Source organism: Lactobacillus sp. ESL0260 (genome assembly GCF_003692935.1).
GTDB classification, from domain to species: Bacteria; Bacillota; Bacilli; order Lactobacillales; family Lactobacillaceae; genus Lactobacillus; species Lactobacillus melliventris.
This window is the reverse complement of sequence record NZ_REHO01000004.1, coordinates 1-20,364: the sequence shown is the minus strand read 5'-3', so window position 1 is coordinate 20,364 and position 20,364 is coordinate 1. Positions and strand designations below refer to the sequence as shown.

Annotated in this window: 22 protein-coding genes, 1 pseudogene and 1 other annotated feature; of the genes and pseudogenes, 13 read left to right on the top strand and 10 right to left on the bottom strand. The window is 37.1% G+C overall.

Annotation, left to right across the window (positions count from 1 at the left end; all coding sequences use genetic code 11):
* Window positions 1–105: 105 nt before the first annotated feature.
* The 3 genes from F5ESL0260_RS00985 to F5ESL0260_RS00975 all read right to left on the bottom strand — a co-directional run bounded on the left by F5ESL0260_RS00985 (window position 106) and on the right by F5ESL0260_RS00975 (window position 2,740).
* Window positions 106–1,086 (bottom strand): ribose-phosphate pyrophosphokinase, encoded by a 981-nt coding sequence (locus F5ESL0260_RS00985; protein WP_046324161.1) that lies wholly within the window; start codon window positions 1,084–1,086, stop codon window positions 106–108.
* Between the two features lie 155 nt (window positions 1,087–1,241).
* Window positions 1,242–1,898 carry an alpha/beta fold hydrolase gene (locus tag F5ESL0260_RS00980; protein ID WP_110445463.1) on the bottom strand — a complete coding sequence of 219 codons (657 nt, stop codon included), beginning with the start codon at window positions 1,896–1,898 and terminating at the stop codon, window positions 1,242–1,244.
* Entirely contained in the window at window positions 1,895–2,740 is an 846-nt protein-coding gene (locus F5ESL0260_RS00975; protein WP_110445462.1) for a glycosyltransferase family A protein, read from the bottom strand. The genes F5ESL0260_RS00980 and F5ESL0260_RS00975 overlap by 4 nt, the downstream gene beginning before the upstream one ends.
* 137 nt (window positions 2,741–2,877) lie before the next feature.
* Here F5ESL0260_RS00975 and F5ESL0260_RS00970 point away from each other — a divergent pair, with 137 nt between their 5' ends.
* Entirely contained in the window at window positions 2,878–3,843 is a 966-nt protein-coding gene (locus tag F5ESL0260_RS00970) for a DUF1002 domain-containing protein (protein WP_122025543.1), read from the top strand.
* A 4-nt stretch (window positions 3,844–3,847) separates the two neighbouring features.
* On the opposite strand, the gene F5ESL0260_RS00965 is transcribed toward F5ESL0260_RS00970, so the two are convergent.
* Window positions 3,848–4,651, bottom strand: coding sequence for a ribonuclease H family protein (locus F5ESL0260_RS00965; protein WP_122025542.1), 804 nt, complete (start codon window positions 4,649–4,651; stop codon window positions 3,848–3,850).
* 69 nt (window positions 4,652–4,720) lie between these two features.
* Between F5ESL0260_RS00965 and F5ESL0260_RS00960 the strand changes: the two genes are divergently transcribed.
* Both F5ESL0260_RS00960 and cls read left to right on the top strand, forming a co-directional pair.
* Window positions 4,721–5,653 (top strand): alpha/beta hydrolase, encoded by a 933-nt coding sequence (locus tag F5ESL0260_RS00960; RefSeq protein WP_122025541.1) that lies wholly within the window; start codon window positions 4,721–4,723, stop codon window positions 5,651–5,653.
* 17 nt (window positions 5,654–5,670) lie between these two features.
* On the top strand, window positions 5,671–7,134 hold the full coding sequence (cls, locus tag F5ESL0260_RS00955; RefSeq protein ID WP_370448575.1) for a cardiolipin synthase: 1,464 nt from the start codon (window positions 5,671–5,673) through the stop codon (window positions 7,132–7,134).
* A gap of 52 nt (window positions 7,135–7,186) precedes the next feature.
* On the opposite strand, the gene F5ESL0260_RS00950 is transcribed toward cls, so the two are convergent.
* Window positions 7,187–7,828 (bottom strand): nitroreductase family protein, encoded by a 642-nt coding sequence (locus F5ESL0260_RS00950; RefSeq protein WP_122025539.1) that lies wholly within the window; start codon window positions 7,826–7,828, stop codon window positions 7,187–7,189.
* Window positions 7,829–7,964: 136 nt separating this feature from the next.
* On the opposite strand from F5ESL0260_RS00950, the gene F5ESL0260_RS00945 reads away from it, so the two are divergent.
* Entirely contained in the window at window positions 7,965–8,267 is a 303-nt protein-coding gene (locus F5ESL0260_RS00945) for a nucleoside triphosphate pyrophosphohydrolase (RefSeq protein ID WP_122025538.1), read from the top strand.
* Window positions 8,268–8,295: 28 nt separating this feature from the next.
* Here F5ESL0260_RS00945 and F5ESL0260_RS00940 read toward each other — a convergent pair whose 3' ends face one another.
* Entirely contained in the window at window positions 8,296–8,772 is a 477-nt protein-coding gene (locus F5ESL0260_RS00940) for a hypothetical protein (RefSeq protein ID WP_122025537.1), read from the bottom strand.
* 122 nt (window positions 8,773–8,894) lie between these two features.
* Window positions 8,895–9,133, top strand: a binding site (T-box leader).
* Window positions 9,134–9,192: 59 nt separating this feature from the next.
* On the opposite strand from F5ESL0260_RS00940, the gene asnA reads away from it, so the two are divergent.
* From asnA to F5ESL0260_RS00925, 3 genes and pseudogenes are all read left to right on the top strand, one after another.
* The gene (asnA, locus tag F5ESL0260_RS00935) at window positions 9,193–10,206 is read left to right on the top strand and encodes an aspartate--ammonia ligase (RefSeq protein ID WP_122025536.1); all 1,014 of its coding nucleotides are present in this window, start codon (window positions 9,193–9,195) and stop codon (window positions 10,204–10,206) included.
* A 121-nt stretch (window positions 10,207–10,327) separates the two neighbouring features.
* Window positions 10,328–11,032: an NAD-dependent protein deacylase gene (locus tag F5ESL0260_RS00930; RefSeq protein ID WP_122025535.1), complete on the top strand. Its 705-nt coding sequence runs from the start codon at window positions 10,328–10,330 to the stop codon at window positions 11,030–11,032.
* 118 nt (window positions 11,033–11,150) lie between these two features.
* Window positions 11,151–11,927 (top strand): annotated as a pseudogene (locus F5ESL0260_RS00925) (TerC family protein); the annotation flags it as partial.
* Here the strand turns inward: F5ESL0260_RS00925 and F5ESL0260_RS00920 are convergent.
* Window positions 11,924–12,283: a DUF488 domain-containing protein gene (locus tag F5ESL0260_RS00920; RefSeq protein WP_122025533.1), complete on the bottom strand. Its 360-nt coding sequence runs from the start codon at window positions 12,281–12,283 to the stop codon at window positions 11,924–11,926. The pseudogene F5ESL0260_RS00925 and the gene F5ESL0260_RS00920 overlap by 4 nt on opposite strands.
* A 44-nt stretch (window positions 12,284–12,327) precedes the next feature.
* Between F5ESL0260_RS00920 and F5ESL0260_RS00915 the strand changes: the two genes are divergently transcribed.
* From F5ESL0260_RS00915 to F5ESL0260_RS00905, 3 genes are all read left to right on the top strand, one after another.
* Window positions 12,328–12,960: a DNA-3-methyladenine glycosylase gene (locus F5ESL0260_RS00915; protein ID WP_122025532.1), complete on the top strand. Its 633-nt coding sequence runs from the start codon at window positions 12,328–12,330 to the stop codon at window positions 12,958–12,960.
* Between the two features lie 415 nt (window positions 12,961–13,375).
* On the top strand, window positions 13,376–15,001 hold the full coding sequence (locus tag F5ESL0260_RS00910; protein WP_122025675.1) for an ABC transporter substrate-binding protein/permease: 1,626 nt from the start codon (window positions 13,376–13,378) through the stop codon (window positions 14,999–15,001).
* The gene (locus F5ESL0260_RS00905; protein ID WP_122025531.1) at window positions 15,001–15,750 is read left to right on the top strand and encodes an amino acid ABC transporter ATP-binding protein; all 750 of its coding nucleotides are present in this window, start codon (window positions 15,001–15,003) and stop codon (window positions 15,748–15,750) included. Before F5ESL0260_RS00910 ends, F5ESL0260_RS00905 begins: the two co-directional genes overlap by 1 nt.
* Window positions 15,751–15,803: 53 nt before the next feature.
* On the opposite strand, the gene F5ESL0260_RS00900 is transcribed toward F5ESL0260_RS00905, so the two are convergent.
* A complete protein-coding gene (locus F5ESL0260_RS00900) occupies window positions 15,804–16,736 on the bottom strand; it encodes an alpha/beta fold hydrolase (protein ID WP_122025530.1) in 933 nt (310 codons plus the stop codon).
* Window positions 16,737–16,921: 185 nt separating this feature from the next.
* On the opposite strand from F5ESL0260_RS00900, the gene F5ESL0260_RS00895 reads away from it, so the two are divergent.
* Window positions 16,922–17,323 (top strand): hypothetical protein, encoded by a 402-nt coding sequence (locus tag F5ESL0260_RS00895; protein WP_122025529.1) that lies wholly within the window; start codon window positions 16,922–16,924, stop codon window positions 17,321–17,323.
* 69 nt (window positions 17,324–17,392) lie between these two features.
* Here the strand turns inward: F5ESL0260_RS00895 and F5ESL0260_RS00890 are convergent, their stop codons facing one another.
* Window positions 17,393–17,764, bottom strand: coding sequence for a hypothetical protein (locus F5ESL0260_RS00890; RefSeq protein WP_122025528.1), 372 nt, complete (start codon window positions 17,762–17,764; stop codon window positions 17,393–17,395).
* A 173-nt stretch (window positions 17,765–17,937) separates the two neighbouring features.
* Between F5ESL0260_RS00890 and F5ESL0260_RS00885 the strand changes: the two genes are divergently transcribed.
* Together F5ESL0260_RS00885 and F5ESL0260_RS00880 are read left to right on the top strand one after the other, a co-directional pair.
* Complete coding sequence (locus F5ESL0260_RS00885) at window positions 17,938–19,533, top strand: sensor histidine kinase (RefSeq protein WP_122025527.1); 1,596 nt, start codon at window positions 17,938–17,940, stop codon at window positions 19,531–19,533.
* A 1-nt stretch (window position 19,534) separates the two neighbouring features.
* Window positions 19,535–20,221, top strand: a complete 687-nt coding sequence (locus F5ESL0260_RS00880) for a response regulator (RefSeq protein WP_122025526.1) — start codon at window positions 19,535–19,537, stop codon at window positions 20,219–20,221.
* 47 nt (window positions 20,222–20,268) lie between these two features.
* On the opposite strand, the gene F5ESL0260_RS09595 is transcribed toward F5ESL0260_RS00880, so the two are convergent.
* Window positions 20,269–20,361, bottom strand: coding sequence for an IS3 family transposase (locus tag F5ESL0260_RS09595; RefSeq protein WP_370448574.1), 93 nt, complete (start codon window positions 20,359–20,361; stop codon window positions 20,269–20,271).
* Between the last annotated feature and the right edge of the window lie 3 nt (window positions 20,362–20,364).

Here is a 20,364-nt window from a genome sequence, read left to right as displayed (position 1 = left end):
TATACCAATGATATAGAATAAATAAACAAAAAAGGCACCGGTATATTATATGTTTATAATTTATATTAAAAAACAAATCTTATCAGCAAGCCATTTAATATGTCTTTACTTTAAATCACTTTCACTTAACAAATGCATTGAGCGATCATTATATACATAATTAATTCCTCGCGCCAAAAGCAAATCAACAGAAATACGGACCATTCTGTCAGGATAATGGCTGTGCTTAATTGTATCAGTTACTACAATTTGTTCAATTGGTAATTCATTCAAAACTTCAAGCGCATTTTGTGAGAGCAGTGCGTGTGTGGCAGCAACATAAACCTTCTTGGCACCAGCTGCTAAAACAGACTTGGTTGAAGAAGAAATGCGTGATCCCGTGTCAATTAAATCATCAACAATAATGCACTTCTTGTCTTTAACATCACCGATCATATCATGCACATCCGCATCATAACGGGCACGGCGCTGATCCACAATTGCGATAGGAGCATCAAAGCACTGACCAAAGTTGCGGGCAAGTTTAGCGCCAGAGTGATCCGGTGAAACAACTACAATATCATCTTCTTCTTTGGTAGCAATACCGTTATCAATAAAATATTGCGCTAAAAGCGGCATAGCATGCAAATGATCAACCGGAACATTATAAAAGCCTTGAATTTGTGAAGCGTGCAAATCAAGTGCGATTAAGTGATCCATACCAGTAATTTGTAATAAATTAGCTATGAGTTTAGCAGTAATTGGTTCCCGTGAACGAGTTTTAGTATCTGAGCGTGAATAAGCCAGATATGGTACTACTACATTAACCCTATGCGCTGAAGCCCGATGCAATGCATCTAAAACAATTTCTAATTCCATAAAGTTCTCATTTACAGGATCTTGAATTGACTGAATGACAAAAACATCACACCCCCTGACACTTTCGCCAATATTAACTTGAATTTCACCGTCACTGAAGTGCTGCACAGCAGTTTCGATTAACGGCTTTTTCAATATTTGCGCAATTTTTTCATTTAAAGCGGGATTTCCGCCCAGCCCAATTAGCTTCATTGGGTGCATTAACTGAAGAAGTTCTTCCTTGTTCATAGCTACCTCGTTTTTTAAAAAATACAATCTTTGCAAGTCTATTATAACCAAAAAAGTCATCAGTGCCTAGAAAAGTAATAATTCAAACAAAAAGCCGAAGATACTTTCGGCTTCTACTATACGAATTTACTCTTATTTCTAAAAAATTTAATGACCTATTGGAAAAAGTCTTCCATTAAGTTTAGTAATTTAAAACTCTTTACGGCATAACTTTCATGTTTTTGTCTGGGCATGACCAAAAGCTGCCCTTGAGGAATAATCTGGCTATACCAGCGAACATGCTCTACTTTAACCCAGTCTTTTTCACCTACTACACAATAGGTAGGTATCTTTATTGCCTTTAAGCTGTCAACCGACATAAAGCTCTCTGATAATTCTACTTTACTGTCCCGGTTCATGCGTAAGAAGCGCAGAAAGCCTTCAGTCAAATAGTGGTAAGACCTGATGCCATTACCGTTAACAAAAACCCCTGCTATCATCAGCTTTTTAAAGACATCTTGGTCTTGACTAGCCAGCATCATTGCTACCAAGCCGCCTGCATCAAAGCCAAAGCAATAGCAGCCTCTGATATGAACCTGCTTAATAAAAGCCGCAAGGTCTTCGACTTCAGTCTGATAGTGTTCTGCTGCTTCTCCCTGACTCAGACCATGACCTCTCATATCCAGCACATAAACCGTGTAATAAAGAGACAAAGGAGCCACTATCTGGTCAAACATGCCACCATCTAAATGGTGTCCGTGTAATAGAAGAAGCGGCGCGCCCTTACCTAATTTACTATAATAAAGTTCATTACCATTTACTTTTTCTCTCATCTTTGGTCTCTCTCACTAGCCTCAATCAACTTCTGATTAGAACCATTTTCCTTCTTATGTTCATGCCACAAGCTGCGGATGATAATTTTTACAATAATGTAATTCGCTTTAAAATTATCAGGAATCATTTTTGAATTAAAGTGATGAACCATGCTGTCTTTACGTTGCCAGTAATGATATAGAGGCTTGCTATCACAATAAAAGCCCTCTGTTAAAGCTAAGTATTGGACATTAAATATTTGATCTTCCATAAAGGCCAAGTTTTTCTTGAAACTAAGATGATTCTGGCGTACAACCGCCAATTTGTATCCTTTGTTCCAAGTATAGCCTTTAACAGGAGTAGCCAAGCAATGGTTATCACATAAAGAGCCAAATGGATTACTGATTAACTGGTAGGTTCTAGCCTTACCTTTCATCCCTCGTACAACTTTTTTAGTGACAGGAACCGAGCCCTGCTTATTTTCGTAATCAAGCCAAAAGCCACAGGAAACCATTGCAGCATCAGGATGATCATGAAAGGCATTGACAAAAAAAGCTGTGTAACCAGAATCTACCCAGTCATCACCATCATGAAAAGTAAAATATGGTGTATCAACGTTTGCAATGCCAACATTACGCGCATCAGACAGGCCACCATTATGCTTATTTATTATTTTAAAGTAACGGAATCGCGCACGATAGCTCTCAGCTATTTTTCTAGTATTATCCGTTGAACCATCATTGACAATTAACAACTTAAAATTCGGATCATCTTGCTGTGCTAAATGATCAAGTGCTCGAGTCAAGTATCTTTCAACATTGTAAACTGGCATGATGACAGTTAATTCAGGTTGCTCAGTCATAGCTCCCTCCTTCACTTTTGTTATTATACCATCTAAATATTAAAAATAACGTAAAGTAAGTAGTACATAACTATAATTTAAACTTTTGCGTTTATCATTTAGTATAATTAAGGACAGTCAAAAGGAGCTAATTACAAATGAAAAAAGCAAAAACTATTTTAGCTATTATTACAATGTTATTTTTTAGTACCATTTTATGTGGCACTGTTAAGCAAACAGTTAAAGCAGATGATTTGCCCGTAGTTTGCCTGGGAACATCTTTGACTGAAACGCAAAAAAACGGTACGTTAAAAACACTCAGCGAACCTCTAAAGGGCGCTAGCTATCAAACTATTACGATCACGGGTGCCGACTTAGTCAAATACCTTAACCCATCTGGTGCTAACTTTACTACTAATTCCGGTGTCTGGTCCAGTGCGATGATTGAAAAGACAGCTTCTGGTAACGGTATTAACGTCCACATTCTTGACTATCAAGGGCGCAACAACATTACCACAATCACATCCGATCAATATAAAAATGCCGCTTTAACTGCCGGTATTTCTGACGCTAATATTTACGTTACTAGTGCCGTTCCTATTGATGGCTCCGGTGCTTTAGCCGGTGTCTACGCCGCTTATAGCAAAACCGGAGAAAACTTAAATCAGAGCCAGGTTAATGCAGCTCAAGACGAAATAAACACATTGAGTAAAATTACTAAAGAAAATAAAGATAAAGACGGCTATAGTGATGCACAACTTAATAACGCTGTTGCAGGTGCAAAGCAGGAAATGGGCAAAATCGGTAACAATATTTCAAACAGTCAAATTCATGACATTGTTAACAACCAAATTAACATCAATCATCTTGGCGACGTCATTAACAATAATCAGAAACAGCAAATAATCAACATCTTAATTGAAGTGCGTGATTCTGGTGCTTTAAAAAATCATAAATTTAGGGACCAGGCCGATGCTTTATCAAAAAACATTAAAAAGAATGCAAAAGACATTTTCGATAAAATAAATACCCCTGAAAACCGCAATTGGTTTGAACAAATTTGGCACAGCATCACTTCATTTTTCAGTCACCTGTTTGGCGGTTTAATAGTCACTACATTTTAACTAATTACATTTGATCCATAAATTTATTTAATGTATGGTCAACGAATTCGTTACCGCGATTATTGGCGTGGCCTTTAGTCCATTCAAATTTAGTCTGAGAAAATTCACCCAAGAGCTGATCCAACTCCTGCCAGCATTCAAGGTTTGCAATTGGACCCTTAGAGCTTTTAGTCCAGCCACGCTTTTTCCAGCCCTTAAGCCAGCCTTTGGTAATCGGATTTAGAACATATTGAGAATCAAGTACAAACAGTAGCGGCTGGCGGTTAAAGTTTAACTCAAGCAATTTTTTGAGAGCTTCAATTAAAGCAGTTAATTCCATTTTATTATTAGTTGCACCAAACTCACCGTTTGAATTATAAACAGACTTTTGTTGGCCATCTTCTTGCCATTCAATTAGATAGGCCCATGCAGCTTTATCCGTTGCACGCACATGACCGCCTTTAAAGTTACCGGTATTGCGGGTGCCGCCATCCGTATAGATTGTGGCAAAAAAGCTGGACGGATGCGCTTTAGTTGCCTTGTTTAATGCTCTATTCTTTTGGGGAGAAGTTGCCGCAGCAGAAGGCTTCTCCTTGATTTTACGGCTTTCTCTTTGAATCTTGGCAATTGCCTCTTTTAAAGAATCCTCGTCTTTTTGAAAGACCTGTTGAACCGTCTCGTGGTCCCAATCCAAATATTCCGTAGCATCCGTTATCTTGCTAAAAGATTTAAACTCAGCTCCAGAATAGCCATCAACCTGTTTTCGGGCTTCATCCCAAGTGCGATAAACGCCTGGCTTGCGGCCCTTTTTTACTGCATAAAATTTCATATGTTCTCCTTTCACTAATTTGTCTAGTCAATGCTAAAATAGATGTAGTTCTATTTTTAAGGTGGTATTATGTTCTTCAATACTAAAAAATACAAGGAAGAAGTGGAAAAAAACCACAAACGCGATCTTGCACAAGAGCCCAGCAGGCTCAGTATGCTTTTTCTCGCTGCTTTGGCAACTTTTGCACCAACTCGTATTTTTTTGCGTTTGCATAAAAAAAGAATTGAAGATGACGCCACCATTGAACCAAAAAAAGGTGACTTTGAACAAGTACCGATAATTTATTTTCATGGCTTTCGTGGCGGTGACTATACCACCAAGGTAATGGTTCAGCAGGCTCTGATAGATAAAGGAACTTCGAAGTATCTCAAAGTAACTACTGACTTGCTGGGTAACTTCAAGCTCGAAGGTACCTGGACAGGTGATCGAAATCCCATTGTACAAGTTGTTTTTCGCCAGCGCCTCGTTGGCGTTTATGCGATTGATTACTACTTGCGTTTTACATTACCATTCTTAGCTCAAAGGTACCATTTTTCTCACTATTCGGCAATTGCACACTCTCTTGCCTGTCCCTGCATCGTACGCACAGAGATGCGCAAATCCCGTAAAAAGCAGTTCCCTCATTTGGTCAAATGTGCTTTTATCGCTGGTCCCTTTGACGGGGTAGTTTACTTAGGAGATATTCCCAACGTTAATGCCTTTAACCAAAAGGGTCGTCCAGCTGTAGTTAACTTGCACTACCTGTATCTTTTGCTCAGACGCAAACGATTTAATCCCAATATTTCAGTGCTAAACATTTATGGCAATGTTTTAGACAACACCAACAGCGATAAATTTATTTCCGTGACTTCTGCTAAAAGCATCCGCTACGTTTTAGCACCTTATGCCAAATCTTATCATGAAGTTGAGATTCGGGGGAAAAAGTACGCAGAACACAGCTGGATGCATGATAATCCCTTTGTTATCGACATTATTGATAAATTTATTGGTCTTAAAAAGTAATTTGATTTTTGGAGGAAATAAGTGTGATTCTGCTCCGTGACATAGGACGCATCATCATTATTACTAATACTATCTTAGCCTTTTACATCGTCTTTCACAGAAGGCGATCTGTCTCAACAACCTGGGCGTGGTTGATTATCTTGCTGGTTTTTCCAGTTTTAGGGATGATCATTTACGGCTTTTTCGGTCGGGGAATTTCGCAGGAAAATATTTTCGCTATTAACAAACAACATCATATCGGCTTGCGAAATGTCCAAAAATCTATTACTGCTGCACCTAAAAAAATCAGTACATCTGATACCTCAAATAAAGCTAAGATGGTTATCCATTTTTTTGATCACGATGGTGAGTCACCATTAAGTAAAAATAACCACGTTAAGCTTTATACTGATGGTGCAATCATGTTTCACGACATGATGCTTGACATTAAAAAAGCTAAACAGTCAGTAAATGTTGAATTTTACACCTTTTATAATGATGAAATAGGCAATGATTTTCTCGACTTACTTATTCAAAAGGCACAAGAAGGCGTATCTGTACGCTTACTATATGATGCCTGGGGTTCAATGGGAGCAACTAAAGCCTGGTTTGACCAATTAAGAAAAGCCGGTGGTGTGGTATTACCTTTTATTACTTCACGCAATATGATTACCCGTTACCGGATTAACTACCACTTGCACCGCAAAATTGTTGTAGTTGACGGTAAAACTTCTTGGACCGGTGGCTTTAATATTGGTGATCAATATCTCAGTCGCAAGAAAAAATTTGGTTATTGGCGTGACAGTCAGGTTAGAATTGTCGGTTCAGCTTCTCTACTTTTGCAAGAACGATTTGTCATGGATTGGAATGCTTCTATCCAAAAGGAAAACCAAGTAATCACATTTAATACTGTCCTTTTCCCTAATTTAGATGAAAATGAAATTCATCCCGGTGATGTAGCTACACAAATAATTTCAGATGGGCCCGATCGTTACAATGCTAATATGCGTAATGGTATTATGCGCTTAATGTCTTTAGCCAAAAAGAGACTCTGGATTCAGACGCCCTATTTAATTCCTGACGACGCGATGTTTGCAACTTTGCAAACAATTGCCCAATCAGGAGTAGACTTACGAATTATGATACCGTGTAAACCAGACCACCCTTTTATTTACCGCGCTACACAATGGTACGCCAATGAACTATCTCGTTATGGTATTAAAATTTATATTTATAATAAAGGATTTATTCATGCTAAAACAATTGTAGTTGACGATACCTTTTCTACTGTGGGATCAATGAATCAGGATTATCGCTCATATGACCTTAACTTTGAAGATATTGCCGTTTTTTATGATAAAAATTTCACCCGTGAAGTCGCAAAATCATTTGAAGATGATATGAAAGTTTCATCCTTATTGACTCCTGAAGATATTGCCAAACAAAGTCGCTGGCTTAAAATTTTGCAAAGCTTTTCACGAATGCTTTCGCCAATTTTGTAGCAGCTAAAAAGCCTTCCATTTTTGGAAGGCTTTTAAAATGGGCTATTATTAATTATTCCGCAAAGTGATAAACACTTTCAGCTGGATAGCGAGTTGTTTTAGCCATAGTTTCTTCAGTTTCATTGCTCTTGCCAATTACTATTGCCATTACTGGTAAGTAGCGTTTTGGGTCTAAGTTAAAGGTTCTGGCAATTTTAGACTCGTCATAGCCAGCAATTGGGTTAGTGTCGTAACCATGATTGCGAGCAACAAGCATAAACTGCATGGCAGCAAGTGAACAAGATCTAATGGAATCAATTGCACAAGAATAATATGTGCCGTTTTCATAAGATGGCAAAAAGGTTCTTAAGACTTCGTCTAATTTTTCCTTAGTGATGTTGCCTGTCTCATATTCCTTGGTCCAATTTTCACGATACTTTTTATAAGCATAAACATCGGCAAAGACTTGCACGACTGCAGCACAGCTGTCCATCTGGGGATCGTTAAATCTCAGCATGTATTTCTTAACTTTAGCAATAGTTTCCGGGGTGTCTGCTACTTCAAAGTGCCAACCTTGCAAGTTGCAGCCAGAAGGAGCTGTAATTGTTTCTTCAAACATTTCCTTAAATTCTGAACGCGGAATCTTGACACTCTTATCAAAATGGCGCACAGAATGACGATTTTGAACCACATCATTAAAATCGTTATTACGCATTTCGTCACACTTTCTTTATTAAATATATCTCTACTCGTTAATTTTACTACATCTTGTTACCGCTTTCACATATTATTTATAATTATTAGCAGTATAATAATATATAAATTATTACAGCTAAGAAAGGTCTATTAAAATGAAAAAACTAGTCAGAGATAAAATTCCAGAATTTGCTCATTATGCTACTTATCGCAAACTTGCTCCAGCAGAAATTGAACCAGCATTAAAGCAAAAACTAATTGAAGAAACTAACGAAGTTCTTGCCGCTAAAACCGAAACTAATTTAATTGAAGAGTTGGGTGATGTTTACGAAGTCATTTTAGCCTATCTCAAATTTAAAAACGTTGACCAGAATACTTTTTTAAATCAGGTCAATAAAAAACGCGCTCTTAAGGGCGGTTTTACTAAATATTTGGAAATGAACTGGGAAGAAAAATAATTCAAAAAAAGACACGCTTTTACGTGACTTAAAAAATATCCTGAATTTCAATATGAATATCATGATGAATGTGATTTTTGAGCGCCTCAACAATTTGCGCAACGCCATAGGAAAAGCGCAGGTAATATTGTCTGTTCTTTTGGGTTGTCAAAATACAGATTACCTGCTTTTTCTTTGGATTAGGTACTTTAATTAAAGTTACCATTGCAATTTCCGAATATGAAATCGTTCGGCGAAAGTAACCTGAAACTACGGCCCTTTTTGGTGCAAGACCTGTAAAGCCGTCAATAATACCGATCATCAAGAAAATCGCTAAAAATATACTTAAACCCGGGTCTCCCTTTTCAATTAATTGCCAGGTAAAACCGATCCAGATAAAAATCACGGCCCAAATAATTGAAGAGGAGCGATAATGTCCCTTTAAATCAATATTTGCCTGCCAGTACCAACTATAACAGGTGTAGCCTAAAAGTAAGGCATCCAGAATTAGATAAAAAACTATCATATGACTCTCCTCAATTGTATTTTCATCTATTATAACAGACTCACAGTCTTTAGAGCGGTTAATCAACATTAATGATATTTTACTTGCATTTTTATTAAAATTATGATTGAATTATTATCAAATTAAATGCAGTGAAAAAGACGAGTAAATAGCTTATCTCTTTAAGTGAAACGGTGATAGTGCAAAACCGTTAGACCCTGGGTTATTGAAAAACACTTTTAGCAGCACGCTGAAATTTACGTGAAAGTAGGTTGTGTCGTCTCCAGTACGTTACCACGCTGGTGAAGCATGATAGTGCTTCATGAGTTGGCCCTTTGGGGCAATTAAGGTGGTACCGCGGAAAAAGCCTTTCGTCCTTGTTTTTATTAAAAACGGGATAAAGGGCTTTTTCTTTTCCTTAATTTATAGGAGGTCAAAACAATGACTTTAATTTTACCCGCAGGTTACCATCCTACTCTCACAATTCGTGATACAGAAGCAGCTATCGTTTATATTCGTGAAGAATTTCAAAGAGTTTTAGCTAAAAAATTAAATCTGCAACGCATGTCTGCCCCGCTTTTTGTTGAAAAGCATACTGGAATTAACGATAATCTGAATGGGGTTGAACGTCCAGTTGCCTTTGATGCCAAGGATCTGCCTGCAGATGATACGCTTGAAGTCGTTCATTCACTTGCTAAATGGAAAAGAATGGCACTGAAAAAATACGGCTTTAACATGCACGAAGGACTTTTCACTAACATGAACGCCATTCGCCGCGATGAAGATTTAGACAACTTCCATTCGCTCTACGTGGATCAGTGGGATTGGGAAAAAATCATTGCTAAAGAGGAAAGAACAGAGGAAACCCTGAAAAGCACCGTTACTAAAATTTTTGCAGCAATAAAGGAAATTGAAGCTGGCTGTGCTTTCCGTTATCCTGCTTCTACTTACCATTTGCCAGAAAAGCTTTACTTTATTACTACGCAAGAATTAGAAGACCGCTGGCCAGACATCAGCCCTGAAGAAAGAGAAAACAAAATTGCCGAAGAAGAAAAGGCAGTCTTTATAATGAAAGTCGGCGACAAACTGAAAAGAAGTGGCAAGCCCCACGATGGTCGTGCACCAGATTATGATGACTGGCAACTAAACGGTGACCTGATTTTCTGGTATGAGCCTTTAAAGCAAAAAATTGAAATTTCTTCTATGGGTATCCGTGTTAGTCCTGAAAGCCTGCATGAACAATTAAAGAAGGCTGACTGTCTGGACCGTGAAAAATTGGAATTTCACCGCATGTTGCTTGATGGAGAATTGCCTTATACCATCGGTGGTGGAATTGGTCAATCCCGCTTATGTATGCTTTTGCTTGGCAAAGCTCACATCGGTGAAGTTCAAGCTAGTGTTTGGCCTCACGATATGGTTACTAAATGCAAAGAACATGACATTCAAATTCTTTAATAAATAAAAGCCATGCTGTCAGAAACTGACAGCATGGTTTTTATTGCAATAACCCTATCTCACAGGCAAAATCTTGTAGTAAACTAGCAATAGTAAAACTAGTTTTAAGAAAGGCAAAATTATGATTGATTCTAACAAGATAACTGAATTAAAAAATGACATTGATCAGGCACGCCACATTACTTTTCTGACCGGTGCCGGCGTTTCAACTCATTCTGGTATTCCTGATTATCGCTCTAAAAACGGTATTTATGATGGCGTCTCTGAAAGTCCGGAAACAATATTGAGTGAAGAAACACTTTATCAGCGCCCTGAATTTTTCTACCAGTTCGTAATGGATAATATGTACTTTCCTAACGCCAAGCCAAACGAAATCCACCAGAAAATTGCCGCTATCTGCAATGAAAAAGGAGATTTAATCACCCAAAATGTTGACGGCTTGGACACGAAAGCTGGCAATAAACACGTCACTGAATTTCACGGCTGTCTCTATAATATCTACTGCACTAAATGTCATAAATCAGTTTCATACGCTGAATATGCGAAGTCCTACCGTCATGAAAATTGTGGCGGTATTATCAGACCAGGAATTGTTTTATACGGTGAAGCCATTAATGGTGACAGTTTGGCAAAGTCTGTGAACGCCATGCAAAATTCTGACTTAGTAATTATTTCAGGCACTAGTTTTGTGGTCTATCCCTTCGCTCAACTTTTATCTTACAGGCAAACTGGCGCTAAAGTTTGGGCAATTAATAAAACAGCCATTCCCGCAGAAGGCATTTCTGCCATCATTGCGGATGCTCTAGATGTTTTTAAGCAGCTTTAAATTTTTAAGCAGGCTCTTTAAGCTATTCTATTTGCTTTTTTTACTGGAGCACTAGTTATTACTTGTTAAAATTTGATACAGTAATTAAAATTTATCTGAAAAAGAAAAGAGCCTTTAAATGACAATTTTTAAAATGTATGCTCCCTTTTTTAGTGGCAGCAACTGGATCCACGTGTTAACCAGTGGTAAAGATTGGCTCACCATCTTAACCCTGATTCTGATGGAATGCTTGCTTTCCGTTGACAATGCGGTTGTGTTGGCAGCCCAAACCAAGGTTCTGCCTGATAAAAAACAACAGGAAAAGTCATTATTTTATGGCCTTTGGGGTGCATATATTTTTCGCTTTATCGTGATTGGCATTGGTACTTACTTAATCAATTTCTGGGAGATAAAATTAGCGGGCAGTCTGTATCTTTTCTATCTTTCCTTTAAGTTTTTCTACGACCAAAGGCATCCCCAAAAGGCTGCCACTAGCGCAAAGATTGAAAGTGCAAAAATTACTAAGCATACCCCTAAAAAGGGCAAACATTTTTTGTCACTTTTCTGGCGGACCGTTATTTCAATTGAAGCAATGGATATCGTTTTTTCAATTGATTCAGTGCTAGCTGCCCTAGCGGTTTCCAGTAATCCGGTAGTAGTATTAATTGGCGGCATGATCGGTATCTTGTGCATGCGGGGCGTTGCTGAAATCATCATCAAATTGATGGATATTATTCCTGAATTGCAGCCAATGGCTTATATTTTAATCGGCATCATTGCTCTTAAACTATTGCTGTCTTTGCCACCGTTACATTACGAACTGCCTAATACAACTTTTGCCTTTATTGTGTTCGGTATTCTTCTCTTACTATTGCTTTTCACTTTCTACGAGCAAAAAGGAAAAGACGAAAATCATAGTCTTTGTTCAACGTATTCTTTGAGCACAACTGCCTGGTTGTGTTCTTTGTTTTTGGCACCATAAAGAAAAAGAACATCTTGTTCAACCAGCTTATCTTTAACTTTGGCAATAAAGGCAGCAGTCACAGGATTGTGGTCCAATTCATTCAGGTACTTTTGCCGAAACTCAGGATATTTAGTATCATCGTGATTGAACCATTTACGCAACTCCGTGCTGGGACTAATTTCTTTTGCCCATTCATCTATATTTGCATCTTTTTTACTTTTACCTCGTGGCCACAGACGGTCAACTAGAATGCGGTAGCCGAGCGGTTGCTCATGTTCGTAAATGCGTACTAATTTTATCTTTGTCATGCTAATATCCCCTTTTAATTTAAGTTTACTACACGGAAGAAAAAATGAATTACTCAACTTATTTTACTAATAAATCTACCGCCACTATTACTAAAGATTTAATTGGCAGGCCCCTCACATACAATGACGGTGAACATATTATGGGTGGCTACATTGTAGAAGCGGAAGCATATTTAGGGGTCAAAGATCGCGCAGCTCATTCATACGGCGGTCATCGCAGCCCAGCTAATGAAGGTCTTTATCGTAAAGGCGGAACTATCTATATTTATGCTCAAAGACAATATTTCTTTTTTGATGTTGCCACGCAAGAATATAATGAGCCGCAAGGAGTTTTAATCAGAGCTATTGAACCAGTTTGGGGCATAGAGCAGATGATTAAAAATCGCGGAGGTAAAGGCGGTGTCCTTTTAACTAATGGGCCTGCCAAAATGATGCAGGCTTTTGGCATTCACAGTAAAAAATGGAATTTACATTTCTTAACTGACTCCCCTTTTAAAATTGATTTAGATGACAGTCACAAAAAGCTGGCTAAGGAAATTAAAACCAGTGCCAGAATCGGTGTTAGCCAGTCTGAACTAGAATGGGCCAATAAAAAACTGCGTTACTATGTAGCTGGCAACCCGTATGTTTCCAGAATGAAAAAGAAAGCTTACCAAAGTGGCAATGGCTGGCGGTGAAAACTGAATCCCACCAGACCATTAAAATAGAAAAAGAAAATAAATGAGATAATTATAAAATATTTTTTAAATAAAATTATTGACAAGTTGCTTTTAATAGCCTATTATTTTTCTAAGTTAAATAATTTCCAATGCAATAGAGGTCGCGGTTATTACAAAACTGATCTGAGTGAGCGAACACTGTGAAGTTCAGGATAAGAATTACCGCCGAAATAAGAATATTGTTCGTTTCAATTTTCTTGTTGGGCTGCAAGAGAATATTTTGCAGACTGTCCTGGTTAGTCCCCAGGGAGCGCTATATGATTTGTTTTAAAAATAGATTATGAACCTCGTTGTTTTGATTAACAGCGAGGTTTTTGTTTACGCTTTTATTGTATTGGCTTTATTTGAAACATATTTTGTGGAGGTTTTCAAAATGAAGTCAAGATTTAAGTGGTTGGCTACCCTAGTTGCCTTATTCACTTGTTTGAGCATAGCGGCTAATTTTAGTCTTACTGAAGCTGATGCCAAAAAAGATGAGGGCACATTAAAAGTAGCCATGGAAGCTAATTACCAGCCGTACAATTGGACACAAACAAATGATGCTAACGGTGCTGTACCTATTGAGGGTTCAAAAGAATTCGCCAATGGCTATGATGTTAAAATTGCCAAAATTATTGGGCAAAAATTGCATCGAAAAGTTGAAGTAGTTAAGACCGAATGGGATGGTTTGCTGCCTGCTCTAACCAGCGGCAAAGCTGATTTGATTATTGCCGGCATGAGCCCTACAGCTGAGCGGGAAAAGGCCATTAATTTCTCTCAGCCTTATAGAAACAGTACTTTTGTGGTAATTACCAAGATTAATAGCAGATACGCTAACGCTAAGAAACTAACCGACTTTAAGGGTGCAAAATTAACGGCGCAACAAGGCACTTTCCACTATGACCTGATCAAGCAGTTAAAGGGCGCTAAGCGTCAACCGGCTATGCGTGATTTTGCGGCAATGCGGCAAAGTTTAATCTCCGGTACTATTGATGGCTATGTTGCCGAGGACACTGAATCAACTTCCTTTAAGATGGTTGATCCTGACATTAAGTCAATTCCTGTCAGCAAAATGGCTGGTTTCCACGCTACTAAAGATGAATCTGTCACCGCAATCGGAATCGCTAAGCCTAATAAAGCACTGCTTAAGAGCGTTAACCAGATATTAGCTACTATTCCTGAAGCAAAAAGAACTAAGCTAATGACTGAAGCTGTTAAGCAGCAGCCTAAAACTGATAATAACAAAAAAGGTAAAAAAGCTAAGTCAGAACCGTGGTTAGTATCAATGTGGCGCCAATATGGCGGCATGATCTTAAATGGTATCGGCATGACGCTGCTTCTGGCCTCAGTTGGTACCATTGCAGGTTTCTTTATCGGCCTGGCAGTTGGTATCGTCAGAACCATTCCTACACCAACCACTACCGGTAAAAGATGGCTGCTTAAGTTTGTGAACTGGCTGCTTTCGGTCTACATTGAAGTCTTCCGGGGTACACCAATGATGGTACAAGCTGCTGTTATTTACTATGGTATTGCCCAATTCTGGCACCTGAATATTGACAGAACTGTTGCCGCACTAATCATCGTTTCGATCAACACTGGAGCGTATTTAGCCGAAATTATTCGCGGAGGTATTATTTCTACACCCGAAGGTCAGTTTGAAGCAGCCAGTGCCTTGGGAATGACTCATAATCAAAGAATGTGGCACATTATTTTGCCACAAGCGATCAAGAATTGCCTACCTTCAATTACTAACGAATTTATCGTTAATATCAAGGATACTTCAGTCCTGAGCATCATCTCCGTATCAGAGTTGTTCTTCGTTGGTTCAACTGTTGCTAGTCAGACATTCAAGTTCTTCCCAACTTACTTGACAATTTCTGCTATCTACCTCATCTTGACCTTTACCATCACGAGAATATTCAACTTAATTGAAAAACACCTTCAAGGAAGTAAGAATTACAACTTAATGGCAAACCAAGTTCAAGTGGGCACACCAAAAGACATGGAGGCTAAGAACTAATGACTGAAACAAACGAAACTATTTTAAGTTTAAAGCACATCAAGAAAACATTCGGTGAACACCAAGTTTTAAAAGATATCTCTTTTGACATTAATAAAGGTGAAATTGCCACCATTATCGGTCCTTCAGGTGGTGGTAAATCAACAACTTTGCGTTGCATTAACCTGCTAGAAGAGCCTACCGCCGGCGAGGTTGATTTTCATGGTGAAAATGTCCTGGCACCAAACTACAATCGCAATATTTATCGTGCTAAAGTCGGCATGGTTTTCCAACAATTTGATTTGTTTGAAAACAAGAATGTATTAGCCAATTGTATGGTCGGTCAAGAATTGGTATTAAAACGCTCAAAAGACGAAGCACGTAAAATTGCACTTACCAATCTGAAAAAAGTAGGTATGGAACAATACGTTAATGCCAGACCGAGTCAACTTTCTGGTGGACAACAACAAAGGGTCGCGATTGCCCGTGCTATCTGCATGGATCCTGAAATTCTGTTATTTGATGAGCCTACTAGTGCTTTGGATCCAGAAATGGTCGGCGAAGTTTTAAGCGTCATGAAGAACCTGGCTACTACAGGCTTAACGATGATTATCGTAACGCACGAAATGGCATTTGCTAAAGAGATTTCCGACCAAATGTTTTTCATCAGCGATGGAATAATTACTGAACAAGGCACGCCAGATCAATTATTCAATCACCCGCAAAATGAAAAAACCGTCAAGTTTTTGAGTAATTTTCAGAATAACTAATAAGGTCTAATTAAACATAAAAAACTGGTAAATCTACGTGATTTGCCAGTTTTTTAGTTTGCTTGTGGCTCTAAAAGTCCAATAATTTCCTGATTAAATTTAGTTGGTTCTTCCCACTGCGGGAAATGACCAGAATGATCAAACCAAATTATATTGCACGGACTAGTAATTTTAGCAGCATATTCTGCAATCAATTGCGAGGACACATGATGATCATATCTGCCTTCACAGAAAGTAATGGGAACGGCAAAATGCAGCATATTTTCAAAATTAACGTCCATCAGTTCTTCCCAGAAATATTGAATTGATTGCTTTGAGCCTTGCAAGCGGTGAATTAAGTCCTTAAAAGAATAATCTTTAGCAGATATAAAAGGCAAAATTAATTTGCGGTAGTTTTTAGCGCCGTAAATTGAGCCGCCATAAGCCACAATCATTTTAGTTAATTTGAGGCTGGCCTTAGTTGGTTCATGTGCAAAATCAAGTTGGTCAAGTTTAGCAGTATTTTTCATTTTTGTTCGTAAAAAAGCTTTTTGTAAAGCAATATTCTTTTTCATATTAACGACTTGACCAATTCCGATATATTGCGTAACCAAATCTGGATACATTTGAATAAAATAGAGTCCTAAAACCGTACCCCAAGAATGACCCATGATAATTAATTTATCCTGTTTTAACCGTTTTAATAAATAAAGCACAAACTGATGAATATCTGCCAAGATGGTGTCAATAGACAAGTTTTCTTCAGGCGAGAATTTGTAATACGATAGTCCACTGCCCCTTTGTTCCAGATTGACAAAGATAAAATGATCTTCTAGTTCGCTATTAAATTTTTTCGTTAAGGGAATGCAGGCATCCCCTGGACCACCATGTAAATATAAAATAATCGGCTTCTGACTTTGCTTTGAACTAATTGAAAAATAAAGTTTTGTCCCGTTAATCTCTACGTTTTCTATTACTGATGTACTCATTTTTTGGCCTATATTCATATAATCGCTTGCTATTATGCATACACTGCTACTTTATTTAAGTATATTATTAATGCCGCTATTTTGTAAATTCCAAATTAAGTTTGACAAAAATTAGATTCTATTATTATATGTAGATAAATAGTCAACAAGCATTACGCTAGTAGAAAACTCTCTACTTTTACCTCACCATCGGAGAAAAACTCATGAAGAAAAATGGTTACAAAATTACTACCTACATTTTTGGATTCTTATTTATTATCACTTTAGGCTTTTTGCTCTATGATACTAGAAACCCGCCCACTGTATTTGGGGGTTTTACTAATAATGCAATGCCACTAAATCCTTCCAATCCTCATGTGGAAATTTCGTTTGGTTTGGACCCCGAATATGCTATAAATGTCGACGGACATCAATTTGAAAGAGGCACTTATAAACGCATAAGTGACAGTGTGTTTAGCTTAAAAGCAAATAATGGTAAAGAGAATGGTGTCGCTTTTTTATCAAATAAAGGTTCATACTTGTTTCACTCTAAACTAAAGAAAAAGCTGATTAGTATTGAAAAGTTTTCGAATAAGCCAGAAATAAAGCCAGGGACTATCAAATAGTCTAACGTACTTTATGCTAGAAAAAATACCAAGCAGTATAGTTGCCTGGTACTCAAATCTTATTAAATTTTATTCATTTTTACCTTCAGCTTTATAAAATTTAACCCGATTAATTAAATAGTCAAGTAAAATTACACAGATTAAATTTAACACAATAATTAAGAGTATCAGTAACGGATGGTCTTCTTGCTCATCTGTCATATTCAATAAATATAAAGTTTCAAAACTAATAGGTACGCCTTGTAATGCCAAACAGTAAATTAAATCATTTTCGACTTGATCAATAAATGTATCTTCTTTTACTTCAAAGCAAACTGTAGCAATTATTGTTATGATGAATGCACTAATTGACCATATTAAGTTATAATTCGGCTTATTGGAGAAAAAAGCTTCCATTTCAATTATACACAACCACAGTAAAGCAGCTCTTGCTAATTTCATTTTCATCTCATTTAATAGCCTTTCTTTCTTATTTTTTTAATTATTATATCATGTTTTAAAGTTTAAGTAAAATGTAATTCTATTAAAAATATTAGTCTAATAATAATTAGGAGTGTTTAGCTGTATGAAAGAGATATTAAGTTATCCAATATCAAAATATTAAAGGCAGATATATGTTTAAAAAAACACGTTTTACGCTGCAAACAAAAACTATTTTTCTGGTTTTCTTTACCACCCTTGTTTTTATTCTAACTGCTGGAACCATCACCTCATACAAAGTAGCGCAAAATCAAAAACAAATCATCAAAGAAGAAATTAATAGTGTGTCTAAAATTGTCGCCAATAATGAGCAGGTACAAATTGCTTTAAGAAAAAAAGTCAAACCCACAACATATAACCCGATCCAAAAATATGCCGAACAAGTTAAAAAAGAAACTAAAGTAGACTTTATTGTGGTACTTGACAATAATTACGTCCGCTATTCCCATCCTTCTGAGAATCATATAGGCAAAAAATTCAGTTCGCCTTCTGATGCTCAAAAATCAAGCTCTGGTAAGGCGCATTATTCTCACCGTCGGGGTGTTTTGGGAACTGGCTACCGGATTTTCCGCCCGATTTTTGCACACAAGCAGCAAATCGGAATAGTTTGTGTTGGTCTCACTGACAAATCAATTAATAAAGTTATTCGAGTCGCCCAAAGATCAGTTGTAATTGGCTCTCTAGTTTCATTAATAATTGGCATACTGCTGGCTTTATTAATATCAAGACGCATTAAAAAAACGCTGTTTGATATGGAACCAAACGAAATTGCATTTAAGCTCACAGAATTATATGCTATTAATGACAGTATTGATGAAGCGCTTATTGTTGTAAATAATCACAAAATTTTAATTACTGCTAATTACTTAGCTAAAAAATCTTTTCCTTCCTTAATGGTGGGAAAAGCCCTGGATAAAAATCTAATTGATTTATTATTTGCAGACAACCAACAATTACCTAAAACAAATGAGCTTGTCTTAATCAATGCTAAAGAATATATTGTTTCAGTTAGTCAACTGGTATACCATAAGCAGATTTTTGGTCAAGTTGCTCTACTGCAGGATCAGTCCAAATACCAAAAGTTATCTGAACAGCTTGCCGGCAGCCAACAATATATTCAGTCACTAAGGGCACAATCACACGAATTTTTAAATAAATTGCAGGCAATTTACGGCATGATTGAATTAAAACAGTATGATCAAGTTAATTCATTCATTGCAAAAATAAACCAAAATTATCAGCAAGAATTTGGTCAACTGAATAAACAGCTCGAATCTCCTGCGCTTGTTGGCTTTTTAACTGGAAAAATGAACCAGGCGCAAGAGCAAAGAGTCAACTTGGAAATTACGCCAGATTCCAATTTACCGCAAAAGGTTGTAACCGAGCAATTAAATTTAGACCTGATTAAAATACTGGGTAATCTCATCGACAACTCCTTAGCAGCAATTAAAGCTAGTGGCAAAATCACCTTGGCAATTAATTTCGATAGTGAAAGCTCAGTCTTAATTATTGAAGTTGCTGATACCGGTACTGGCATTTCAAGTGAAGTTAAAAAGCATTTATTTAAACAGAAGTATTCAACTAAGGGCAAGGATCACGGCTATGGACTTATTCTGGTGCAGCAAATCATTAAATCCTATAGTGGCCATCTTGAAGTTTCATCTTGTAAACCTCATGGTAGCAATTTTTATATAGAATTGCCTTTGCAGGAAAAAAACGAAAAGGAATAAAATGTTAACAATTTTAATAGTTGAAGATGACCCGATGGTCAGCTCGATTAACAAACAATATTTAATGAGAATTATTAAGCCGGAAAACCTGACTGTATATCAAACTGCTACTGCCAAAAAGGCACTAGCAATTACTAAAAAAATCAACCCTAATCTGATTCTGCTTGATGTTTACCTTCCTAAAACTTCTGGCACCGAATTACTGGAACAATTTATTCAGCATAATCTCCATCCCAATGTCATTATGCTTTCTGCCGCCAAAGACAGTACCAACATCAATATGGCTTTAAAATATGGTGTTTTGGACTACTTGCTCAAACCTTTTTCTTTTAAACGTTTTAAAGAGGCAATTGAACATTTTTTAAAATATAACGAAGTATTGCAAAAAAACAACACGGTGTCACAAGGTGAACTTGATCATATTTTTATTACCCAAGATATGAATAACTTAAATGATGAGACCGGGTTGCCTAAAGGGCTTTCAGATTTTTCCTTAACCAAAATTAAAACTGCTATTTCCCAACTTGCCGGTGAATTTTCCAATCAAGATGTAGCTCGACAATCAAAATTATCACGCATTACTACCAAAAAATATTTGGATTATTTGGAAAAAACCGGCAAACTTTCCACTAAAGTGCACTATTTAAAGGTTGGTCGACCAATTAAAATATACAAATTGAATAAATAAAAAAACAAGCTATTGTTGAAGCTAACCCCTAAAACTGGACGTTAGTTTTATATCGTTTTACTTAAGGCTTGATTCCGATATTGAATCGGAGTTAAGCCTTTTAGCTTGTGCCGAATTCTATCTTCATTGTAATAACTTATCCA